Consider the following 8,920-nt stretch of genomic DNA (forward strand, 5'->3'; position numbering starts at 1 on the left):
GCGGCGCGGATCACCTCGCTGGAGGAGGCGTAGCCGCCGGTGCTGACCGCCGCGCGGACCACGTCGGCAAGCTCACCGGTCAGGGAAATGGAAATCTTCTCGACCTTGGACATGGCGGCCTCCTGAGTGCGAAGAAGTACTACTTTTTCGCACTCGCGTCGAGATCGCCCCGCTCGTCGACATCGAACAGCACCCCGTCGTCAGGCGCCTCGACGCGCACCAGCCGGTCGCCCAGGTCTTTCAGCACCGCGCGGGCCCCGGCGTCGCCCTTCAGGATCAGGAGTTGCGGGATCAGCGCGCGGCCGATCAGGGCCGGGTGGCCGCGCTCGCCCTGGAACACGGGCGCGGCGGCCAGTGCGCCAGAGCGCACCGCCTGGGCCAGGTCGTCAGCGATCCCGGCTGGAATGCGCGGCATGTCGCCCAGGAACACGAACACCCCAGCCGCGCCCTTCGACAGCGCCGCCGCCGCAGTCCGCAGGGACGCGCCCATGCCCTCGGCATGATCGGGGGCGTGGACCAGATGGAGGCGATCCGCCTGGCCCGTCCGACCCGCGAAGGCCCGGACAGCCTGGCCGACGGCGACGCCATCGGCCCCCGTCACCACCACCACCCTGCGCACGGGCGCGGCGAAGGTGGCGGCAAGCGCGCCGTCCAGCAGAACCCCGCCCCTCCAGGGCGCCAGAAGCTTGCCGCCGCCGAAGCGCGAACCGGCGCCGGCCGCCAATAGGATGGCTTCAAAAGCATCGCCCCCTGTCATGGACGGCTCATCCTCTCTATGTTGCCAAGGTCATGACGCCCTACGACGCCCCCTCGCCCCGCGCGCCCGCCCTGATCGACGGATTCGGCCGCACGGTGACCTATCTGCGGGTCTCGGTCACCGACCGATGCGACCTGCGCTGCGTCTATTGCATGGCCGAGCACATGACCTTCCTGCCCAAGGCCGAGGTCCTGACCCTGGAGGAGCTCGACCGCATCGCCTCGGCCTTTGTCGGCCTGGGCGTGCGCAAGTTGCGCATCACCGGCGGCGAGCCCCTGGTGCGCAAGGGCGTGATGGGGCTGATCGAATCCCTGTCGCGGCACCTGAAGAGCGGCGCGCTCGAGGAGCTGACCCTCACCACAAACGGAACCCGGCTGGCCGAGTTCGCCCCCGACCTGGCCCGCTGTGGCATCCGGCGGATCAATGTGTCCATGGACACGCTGAAACCCGATCTGTTCCGCAAGCTGACCCGGGGCGGCGACCTTTCCAAGGTGATCGGCGGCATAGATGCGGCCCTGGCCGCCGGGATCGCGGTCAAGATCAACGCCGTGGCGCTCAAGGATGACAACGCCGCCGAGCTCCCCGACCTAATCGCCTGGGCCCACGCCCGGGGCTGCGACATGACCCTGATCGAGGCCATGCCTTTGGGCGAGATCGAGATCGACCGCACCGACCAGTTCCTGTCGCTGAAGGAGGTCCGCCAGACCCTGGAAAGCTTCTGGACCCTGACCGACAGCGACCATGTCACCGGCGGCCCGGCCCGCTATGTCCGGGTCGCCGAGACCGGCGGCCGGCTGGGCTTCATCACCCCGCTGAGCCACAATTTCTGCGAGGCCTGCAACCGGGTGCGCCTGACCTGCACCGGCACCTTGCACACCTGCCTGGGCCGGGAGGACGCGTCGGACCTGCGCGCCGTGCTGCGGGCCGGCGGGACCGACGCCGATCTGGTCGACGCCGTTCGCCTCGCCGTCGACGCCAAGCCCGAAGGCCACGACTTCCAGATCGTACGCGCCTCCGCCCCGGCCGTAGCCCGGCACATGTCGACCACGGGCGGCTGAGCCATGGCCCGGGTGCTGCTGTTCGGACGCCTCAGCGACATCGCCGGCTGGCAGGAGCGCGACCTGGAGGGGATGAGCCTGTTCGCCCTGCGCGCCCGGCTCGCCGAGGAGGACGCGGCGCTCGGCCAGGCGCTGAGCGGCCCAGGCGTGCAGATCGCGCTGGACCAGGAGATCGTACGCGGCGACGCGGCCGTGACCGCCCGGTCCGAGGTCGCCTTCCTCCCGCCGATGAGCGGCGGATGATCACCCTCACCGACCAGCCCTTCGCGCCGGGCGAGCTGCTGACCGCCTTTTCGCTAGGCCGCAGCGAGACCGGCGCCATCGCCACCTTCACCGGCCTGGCCCGCGCAGAAGCCGGGGCGACCCAGGTGCTGGAGCTCCAGGCCTATCCTGGCTTCACGGAGCGGCAGATCGGCAAGATCGCCGACCAGGCCCGGGAACGGTTCGGCCTGCACGACCTCGCCGTGCTGCACCGGGTCGGAAAGATCGCGCCCGGAGAAGCCATTGTCTTCGTGGCGACGGCCGCCAGCCATCGCCGCGCCGCCTTCGAAGCCTGCGATTTCCTGATGGACTACTTGAAGAGCCGCGCCCCCTTCTGGAAGAAGGAGACCGGCCCCGGCGGCGATCGCTGGATCGAGCCGAAACTCCAGGACCACGCCGACATCGCCCGTTGGGAGACGACCACATGAGCACCATCACCTTCGGCGGCTATATCGAGGACAGCCTGAAGATCGTTCCCGTGCGGATCGCCGTGCTGACGGTCTCCGACACCCGCACGGAAGAGAACGACACCTCCGGCCACGTCCTGGCTGGCCGCATCACCGATTCCGGCCACCAGATCGCCGGCCGGGCCATCGTCAAGGACGACATCGGCCAGATTCGCGAGCAGGTGAAGGCCTGGATCGCGTCAGGCGAGGTCGACGCGGTGATCACCACCGGCGGCACTGGCATCACCGGCCGCGACGTGACCGTGGAGGCGCTGGAACCGCTGTTCGACAAGAAGATCGACGGCTTCTCGGTGATCTTCCACCTGGTCAGCTACCAGTCGGTGGGACTGTCCACCCTGCAGAGCCGCGCCACCGCCGGCATCATCGGCGGGGTGTTCGTATTCTGCCTGCCCGGCTCCAATGGCGCGGTGAAGGATGGCTGGGACAAGGTGATCTCCGCCCAGCTCGATAGCCGCCACGGCCCCTGCAACATGGTCGAGCTCATGCCCCGGCTGCTGGAAAAATGAGCGGCCTGACCCACATCGACGAGACCGGCCGCGCCAACATGGTCGACGTCTCCGGCAAGACCGCCACGGCCCGCGAGGCGGTGGCCGAGGGCTTCGTGCGCATGAACGCCGCGACCCTGGCTCTGGCCCTGTCCGGCGACGCCAAGAAGGGCGATGTCCGCGCCACCGCCGAGATCGCCGGCATCATGGCGGCCAAGAAGACCTCCGACCTGATCCCGCTCTGCCATCCCCTGGCGCTGAGCAAGGTCGAGGTCCGGGTCGAGCCCGGCGAGGGCGGCCTTACCGTCACCGCCAAGGTCAGGACCACTGGCCCCACGGGTGTGGAGATGGAGGCCCTGACCGCCGTCTCGGTCGCCTGCCTGACCGTCTATGACATGCTGAAGGCCGCCGATAAGGGCATGACCCTGGAGGCGATCCGCCTGGTGAAGAAGTCCGGCGGCAAGTCCGGCGACTGGGTCCGCGCATGAAACTGATGTCGGTCGACCTGGCCCGCGCGGCCATGCTGGCGGAAATCCAGCCCTTGCCGGCCGAGACCATCGACCTGAAGGACGCCATCGGCCGGGTCCTGGCCGAGGATGTCACCGCCGTCCGCGACCAGCCGCCCTTCACCGCCTCGGCCATGGACGGCTGGGCCATGCGGGGCGAGGACACCCCCGGCGGCCTGAGGATCGTCGGCGAAAGCGCCGCCGGCCACGGCTATGAGGCCGCGCTCCACCCCGGCCAGGCGGTGCGGATCTTCACCGGCGCCGCCGTGCCGGCCGGCGCCGACACCATCGTCATCCAGGAAGACGCCGTCCGCAACGGCGAGACCGTCACGGTCCCGGCCAGCGCCCCCGGCGCCAATATCCGCCCGGCCGGCGGCGACTTCCGCGCCGAGCAGGTGCTGCTGACCCGGGGCCTGCGTATCGACCCCTGGCGGCTGTCGCTCGCCGCCTCGGCCGGCCGCGCCATGGTGCTGGTCCATGACCGCCCCCGGGTGGCGATCGTCTCCACTGGCGAGGAGATCGTCGAGGCGCCCGCCATACCCGGCCCGTTCCAGATCTATGATTCCGGCGCCCCGGCGCTCGCGGCCATGGTCAAGGGCTGGGGGGCCGAGGTCAGCAAGCTGAAGCCGGTCCGCGACCAGCTGGACGCGGTGATCGAAGCGCTACGGGGCGCGGAGGCCGACCTGGTCGTCACGGTGGGCGGCGCCTCGGTGGGCGACCATGACCTGGTCCGCGCCGCGGCCGAGGCGCTCGGCCTGTCGCTCAAGGTGGCCAGCGTCAATGTGCGGCCGGGCAAGCCGACCTTCTTCGGGACGCTGCCGGACGGCCGCCGGCTGCTGGGCCTGCCCGGCAATCCGGCCTCGGCCTTCGTCTGCGCCGAACTGTTCCTGAAACCCCTGATCGCCGCCTATTGTGGAGCCAGCGCCGAGCCCACCCTCGCCAGCGCCCGTCTCGCCCAGCCGCTGGGCGGCAATGGCCCGCGCGAACATTGGATGCGGGCCAAGCTCAGTTTCCAGGACGGCGGCCTGATCGCCCAACCCTATCGCGACCAGGATTCGTCGCTAATCACCGTCTTCGCCGGCGCCGACGCCCTGCTGCGACGCCTGGCCGGCGCCACCCCCGCCGCCGCAGGCGATCTGGTCGAGGTCCTGCTGCTGCCCCGCGCCTGATCTCCCTCATCCTCTAGGAGCCTGGACCATGACCACCCCCCGGACCGTCGCCGTCATCGTCGGCAGCCTGCGCAAGGGCTCCTTCAGCCGGATCACCGCCAAGGCCCTGGCCGGCATCGCGCCAGCCCACCTGAAGCTGGAGATCGTCGAGATCGGCGACCTGGCGCTCTACAATGAAGACGTCGAGAAAGACGGTCCGCCCGCCGCCTGGACCGCCTTCCGCGAACAGGTCCGCGCCGCCGACGCCGTGCTGTTCGTCACGCCGGAATACAACCGCTCGGTCCCCGGCGCCCTGAAGAACGCCATCGATGTCGGCTCGCGCCCCTATGGCAAGAGCGCCTGGGCCGGCAAGCCGGGCGCCGTGGTCAGCGTCTCGCCCGGGGCCATGGGCGCCTTCGGGGCCAACCACCATCTGCGCCAGTCCCTGGTGTTCCTGGACGTCGCCGCCATGCAGCAGCCGGAGGCCTATGTCGGCCACATCGCCACCCTGTTCGACGAGGCCGGCCAGATCACCAACGAGGGGACCAAGGGCTTCCTCACCGGCTTCATGGCCAGCTTCGCCACCTGGATCGAGGCGGTGATCGGCCGCTAGCCGGCGCCGACCTTGTCTCTCTGGGACGCCGGCGCGCGATCGGCGCCCCGGGCGTGGCGCAGGGCCATGATCTCGCCGATCACAGAGACGGCGACCTCCCACGGGGCCTTGCCGCCGATGTCCAGGCCGATCGGCGCATGGACCCGCAGCAGCACGCTCTCGGCCACACCCTTGGCCCGCAGCGGGGCGAGCCGTTCCGGCAAGCGGCGCCGCGCGCCCAGCAGGCCCACATAGCCGGCCGCCGAGGGCAGGGCGGCGGCGAGCGCCGCCTGATCCAGCTCAAGACTGTGGGTGGCGATGGCCACCGCCGTCCAGGCGTCGGCGCCGACGGCGTCGAGGGCAGACTGCGGTTCGTCGCGGCGATAGCCGACCCCGGCCAGGGGCGGCGGGGCCTCCGGCCCCTTGGGCCGAACCAGGGTGGTCTCGAAACCGCTCTGGGCGCCCAGGGCCGCGATGGCCAGCGCCGTGGGATCGGAGCCGAACACCACCAGCCGGGGGACCGGGTCGTGGCGGCGCGCGATGGCCCCGGCCCAGGTCTCCACGGCGCCCGGCGCGGCGCAGCTGCGCTTCACCCCGTCACTGATCCATTCGGTCGGCTGCCGCGCCGCCTCGGCGGCCAGCAGTTCGATCAAGGCGGGGTCGCCGGCCTCGACCCGCTCCAGGAAGATCTCGATCCGCGCGCCGCACAGGAGCTGGATGTCCGGCCACGGGCTGCCCGCCCCATAGACCAGGGTCCTGGGAACCCCGTCCTGGAGGCAGGCGCGGGCGTGGCCGGCGATGTCGCCCTCCACGCAGCCGCCTGAAAAATAACCAGCGACAATCCCGTCGGCGAAAACCATCTGGGTCCCGGGGGGACGCGGTCCGCCGCCCTCGACGGCCGTCAGGGTGGCCAGCACCAGGGGCAGATTCCCTTGCTGGGCTTGGCGCAGGGCCGGCCGCACGTCCTCGGCCATGCCGAACAAGGGCCACTCGGGCAGGGTCTCCATCATGAGCTCAGCTTAACCCCCCAGAAAGGTTCCAGACACCGGTTCTTTAGGCCTTTGAGTCTAGATGGGGGCTCACAGGGTTCGCATCCAGCGTTGTTGATGACCTCTCCGCTTTCCAAACTCGGCATCGGCTCCGGCCAGTTCGCCCTCGACCAGGCCAGCGTCCGCGGACGCCCGCGCTCGGCCGAGGTCCGCGACATGCTGGAGATCGCCGCGCGCTCGCGTCTGTCCGTCCTGGACGTCGCCGGCCACTCGCCCCAGGCCGACGGCGCACTCGCCGATGTCCTGCCGCGTCCCAATCCCTTCGACGTCTGCATCTCGACGGTCCGCGCTGATCGCGGCCCCGACCTGGTCGAGGCCGAAGCCCGCGCCGCCCTGCGCCGGCTGGGCGTCGAGCAGGCCGAATGCATCTTCGTGCCCTCGGCCTCCGAGCTGTTCGGCCCCCATGGCCTGGCCATGTGGGACCGCCTGCGCGCGCTGAAGGACCAGGGCGTCACCCGCAAGATCGGCGTCTCGGTCTTCGCCTCCGACGATCCCCTGGGCGTCGCCCGCCGCTTCCGCCCGGACGTGGTCCAGGCCCCGGCCAGCCTGCTCGACCAGCGGCTGATCGTCGACGGCACGCTGGCCGCCATCGCCGAGATGGGCATGCAGGTCCATCTGCGCTCGATCTTCCTGAACGGCTTGCTGCTGCTGCCGCCGGACCGCGCGCCGAACCATCTGAAGGCCGCCGCCGCCCGCATCTCCCGCGCCCGCCGGCTGATCGCCGAGGGCCGCAGCGACCCGCTGCAGGCCGCCCTCGGCTTCGCGCTCTCCCGTCCCGAGGCCCACACCGTGTTGGTGGGCGTGGCCTCGGCCGCCGAACTCAACGCGGTGATCGCCGCGGCCGCCAACCCGCCCCCGGACCTCGACTGGGACGACATGGCCATCGACGACCCCGTCGCCCTCGATCCCCGCGCCTGGGCCGCCGCCTAGGCGCGTCCCTCGGCCCGGGTAAGGCGCTCAGAAGGAGCCCGCCCGTGATCCTCGCCATACTGCAAGCCCGCATGACCTCGCCCCGCCTGCCCGGCAAGGCGATGGCGCCCCTGCGCGGCGAGCCGATGATCTGGCGCCAGGTGGAACGCATTCGCCAGGCCCGCTGCCTGACCCGACTGATTGTCGCCACCAGCGGCGAGGCGGTGGACGATCCCCTGGCCAGCTTCCTGGTCTCCCGGGGTCAGACCGTCTTCCGGGGCGCCTCCGAGAACCTGTCGCGGCGCTTCATGCGCTGTGTCGAGGCGGCCGGCCCCGTGCGCCACGTGGTCCGCATCAAGGGCGACAGTCCCTTCGTGGACCCTGGCCTGATCGACGAGACCGTCCGCCTGGCCCTGGCGTCGCGGGCCGACTACGTCTCCAACCGGGTCCAGCGGAGCTTTCCCCTGGGTCTGGAGGTCGAGGTGGTCACCGCCGAGGCCCTGATCCGCACGGCCACCGAGGCCGATGAGGCCACGGCCGCCGGAACCTCGCCCCTCGCCCAGATCCGCGCCCGGCCCGATCGCTATCCCCAGGCCCATGTCCTGGCGCGCCGCGACGTCTCCGCCCTCGACTGGCGGGTGAAGACCTCGGCCGACATGGCCTTCGCCCGGGGGGTCTATGACGCTCTCTACCCCGCCGATCCCGGCTTCGGCCTGGAGGACGTGCTGAGCATCCTCCAGGGCCGTCACGATCTGGCGGAGTGGGCGGCGGCCTAACGGTCCGCCGCCACGCTCCAGTTGTAGACACAGCGGTCCAGGCCGATGGCGATCTCCAGCACCTTGACCTCGACCTCGCGGACCTGGCCGGCCTTGCTGGTGAAGCGCGCCCGCTCGGGGAAATCGGTGCGGCGCGAGATGGAGGCGATCTCCATCCACTTGTCGCCGTTGTCGACCTCCACATCCATGGTCACCTCGGCATAGGCCGGCAGCCGATCCGAGGGGACGACCCGGGCCGGCAGGCCGGTCAGGGTGGCGATCATCCGGCGAACCGGCTCCAGGACGCCGGCGTGATAGTCGTTGGCCGTGTCGGCGGCGTAGGCGCACTGGAACTCCTGCTGCCAGAACTCCTTCAGCCGCATGTGCCGGGTGGTCTGGTCCTGTTCGCGGCGGAAGGACTTGCCCGCCTGCCAGACGCAGAGCGGCAGGCGTACGCCCTCATGGGCGCCCAGCAGATGCTGCATATAGGCGTAGGTCGAGGGCGTGGTCTCCGGCCGCAGGACCAGTTCCAGGTCATGGGGACTGAGCTGTTGCTGCACGAAGACGTCGCCGGCGTCGTAGGCGTCGGAGATCAGCGACCGGGGCGTGAGCACCGGCGCCTCGACCCGGCGGACATCCCAGGCGGGGTTGGCGGATTTCAGGTGGGCCGAAATCTCGGCGGCGAAGTGGGCGAGCATCATGTCGCGCACGCGGATCTCGCGGTCGGTCCAGTGGACCAGGCCGTTGGCGGCATAGAGGGACAGCACGATGGGCTTCCTTGAAGAGGTCTGAGAGGTCGGGCTTGGGGCTTTACGTCTCCGGCTCGGCGGAGACCGCGAGGCGCAAGGGCCCGGCTCCGCGCTTATCCGAAGACGCGCAGACCTCGGCCGCCGGACGCGAGGCGCGTCGGCTGGGCGGCGGACTTCATCTGGG

The 8,920-nt window shown here is 70.8% G+C and carries 12 protein-coding genes; 9 read left to right on the forward strand and 3 right to left on the reverse strand.

The window, feature by feature from the left end:
• Positions 1–139: 139 nt before the first annotated feature.
• Complete coding sequence (locus Q7P21_RS16895) at positions 140–757, reverse strand: nucleotidyltransferase family protein (RefSeq protein ID WP_304178029.1); 618 nt, start codon at positions 755–757, stop codon at positions 140–142.
• Between the two features lie 32 nt (positions 758–789).
• Between Q7P21_RS16895 and moaA the strand changes: the two genes are divergently transcribed.
• The 7 genes from moaA to Q7P21_RS16930 are packed head-to-tail and all read left to right on the forward strand — an operon-like array spanning position 790 to position 5,295.
• Positions 790–1,815 (forward strand): GTP 3',8-cyclase MoaA, encoded by a 1,026-nt coding sequence (gene moaA, locus Q7P21_RS16900; protein WP_304178030.1) that lies wholly within the window; start codon positions 790–792, stop codon positions 1,813–1,815.
• A 3-nt stretch (positions 1,816–1,818) separates the two neighbouring features.
• Complete coding sequence (locus Q7P21_RS16905) at positions 1,819–2,058, forward strand: MoaD/ThiS family protein (protein ID WP_304178032.1); 240 nt, start codon at positions 1,819–1,821, stop codon at positions 2,056–2,058.
• On the forward strand, positions 2,055–2,504 hold the full coding sequence (locus tag Q7P21_RS16910) for a molybdenum cofactor biosynthesis protein MoaE (protein WP_304178033.1): 450 nt from the start codon (positions 2,055–2,057) through the stop codon (positions 2,502–2,504). The genes Q7P21_RS16905 and Q7P21_RS16910 overlap by 4 nt, the downstream gene beginning before the upstream one ends.
• Positions 2,501–3,049: a molybdenum cofactor biosynthesis protein B gene (moaB, locus tag Q7P21_RS16915; protein ID WP_304170327.1), complete on the forward strand. Its 549-nt coding sequence runs from the start codon at positions 2,501–2,503 to the stop codon at positions 3,047–3,049. The genes Q7P21_RS16910 and moaB overlap by 4 nt, the downstream gene beginning before the upstream one ends.
• The gene (gene moaC / locus Q7P21_RS16920; RefSeq protein WP_304178035.1) at positions 3,046–3,516 is read left to right on the forward strand and encodes a cyclic pyranopterin monophosphate synthase MoaC; all 471 of its coding nucleotides are present in this window, start codon (positions 3,046–3,048) and stop codon (positions 3,514–3,516) included. Before moaB ends, moaC begins: the two co-directional genes overlap by 4 nt.
• Entirely contained in the window at positions 3,513–4,703 is a 1,191-nt protein-coding gene (gene glp, locus Q7P21_RS16925; protein ID WP_304178036.1) for a gephyrin-like molybdotransferase Glp, read from the forward strand. Before moaC ends, glp begins: the two co-directional genes overlap by 4 nt.
• Before the next feature lie 28 nt (positions 4,704–4,731).
• Positions 4,732–5,295, forward strand: a complete 564-nt coding sequence (locus tag Q7P21_RS16930; RefSeq protein ID WP_304178037.1) for an NADPH-dependent FMN reductase — start codon at positions 4,732–4,734, stop codon at positions 5,293–5,295.
• Here the strand turns inward: Q7P21_RS16930 and Q7P21_RS16935 are convergent.
• On the reverse strand, positions 5,292–6,281 hold the full coding sequence (locus Q7P21_RS16935; RefSeq protein WP_304178038.1) for an XdhC family protein: 990 nt from the start codon (positions 6,279–6,281) through the stop codon (positions 5,292–5,294). The two genes, Q7P21_RS16930 and Q7P21_RS16935, sit on opposite strands and share 4 nt — an antisense overlap.
• 99 nt (positions 6,282–6,380) lie before the next feature.
• Between Q7P21_RS16935 and Q7P21_RS16940 the strand changes: the two genes are divergently transcribed.
• Both Q7P21_RS16940 and Q7P21_RS16945 read left to right on the forward strand, forming a co-directional pair.
• Entirely contained in the window at positions 6,381–7,253 is an 873-nt protein-coding gene (locus Q7P21_RS16940) for an aldo/keto reductase (protein ID WP_304170332.1), read from the forward strand.
• 44 nt (positions 7,254–7,297) lie between these two features.
• On the forward strand, positions 7,298–8,008 hold the full coding sequence (locus Q7P21_RS16945; protein ID WP_304170333.1) for a cytidylyltransferase domain-containing protein: 711 nt from the start codon (positions 7,298–7,300) through the stop codon (positions 8,006–8,008).
• Here the strand turns inward: Q7P21_RS16945 and Q7P21_RS16950 are convergent.
• Positions 8,005–8,754 carry an aminoacyl--tRNA ligase-related protein gene (locus Q7P21_RS16950; protein ID WP_304170334.1) on the reverse strand — a complete coding sequence of 250 codons (750 nt, stop codon included), beginning with the start codon at positions 8,752–8,754 and terminating at the stop codon, positions 8,005–8,007. The genes Q7P21_RS16945 and Q7P21_RS16950 overlap by 4 nt on opposite strands.
• Positions 8,755–8,920: the final 166 nt, after the last annotated feature.

Origin of the sequence: Phenylobacterium aquaticum (assembly GCF_947378715.1) — a bacterium.
In the GTDB taxonomy this organism is placed as follows: Bacteria; Pseudomonadota; Alphaproteobacteria; order Caulobacterales; family Caulobacteraceae; genus Phenylobacterium; species Phenylobacterium aquaticum_A.

Excerpts from the sequence above, each read along its gene's own strand:
- glp (WP_304178036.1), top strand. The coding sequence starts at position 3,513 with ATGAAACTGATGTCGGTCGACCTGGCCCGCGCGGCCATGCTGGCGGAA.
- Q7P21_RS16905 (WP_304178032.1), top strand. The coding sequence starts at position 1,819 with ATGGCCCGGGTGCTGCTGTTCGGACGCCTCAGCGACATCGCCGGCTGG.
- Q7P21_RS16935 (WP_304178038.1), bottom strand. The coding sequence starts at position 6,281 with ATGGAGACCCTGCCCGAGTGGCCCTTGTTCGGCATGGCCGAGGACGTG.
- Q7P21_RS16895 (WP_304178029.1), bottom strand. The coding sequence starts at position 757 with ATGACAGGGGGCGATGCTTTTGAAGCCATCCTATTGGCGGCCGGCGCC.
- moaA (WP_304178030.1), top strand. The coding sequence starts at position 790 with ATGACGCCCTACGACGCCCCCTCGCCCCGCGCGCCCGCCCTGATCGAC.
- Q7P21_RS16930 (WP_304178037.1), top strand. The coding sequence starts at position 4,732 with ATGACCACCCCCCGGACCGTCGCCGTCATCGTCGGCAGCCTGCGCAAG.
- moaB (WP_304170327.1), top strand. The coding sequence starts at position 2,501 with ATGAGCACCATCACCTTCGGCGGCTATATCGAGGACAGCCTGAAGATC.
- Q7P21_RS16940 (WP_304170332.1), top strand. The coding sequence starts at position 6,381 with ATGACCTCTCCGCTTTCCAAACTCGGCATCGGCTCCGGCCAGTTCGCC.
- moaC (WP_304178035.1), top strand. The coding sequence starts at position 3,046 with ATGAGCGGCCTGACCCACATCGACGAGACCGGCCGCGCCAACATGGTC.
- Q7P21_RS16910 (WP_304178033.1), top strand. The coding sequence starts at position 2,055 with ATGATCACCCTCACCGACCAGCCCTTCGCGCCGGGCGAGCTGCTGACC.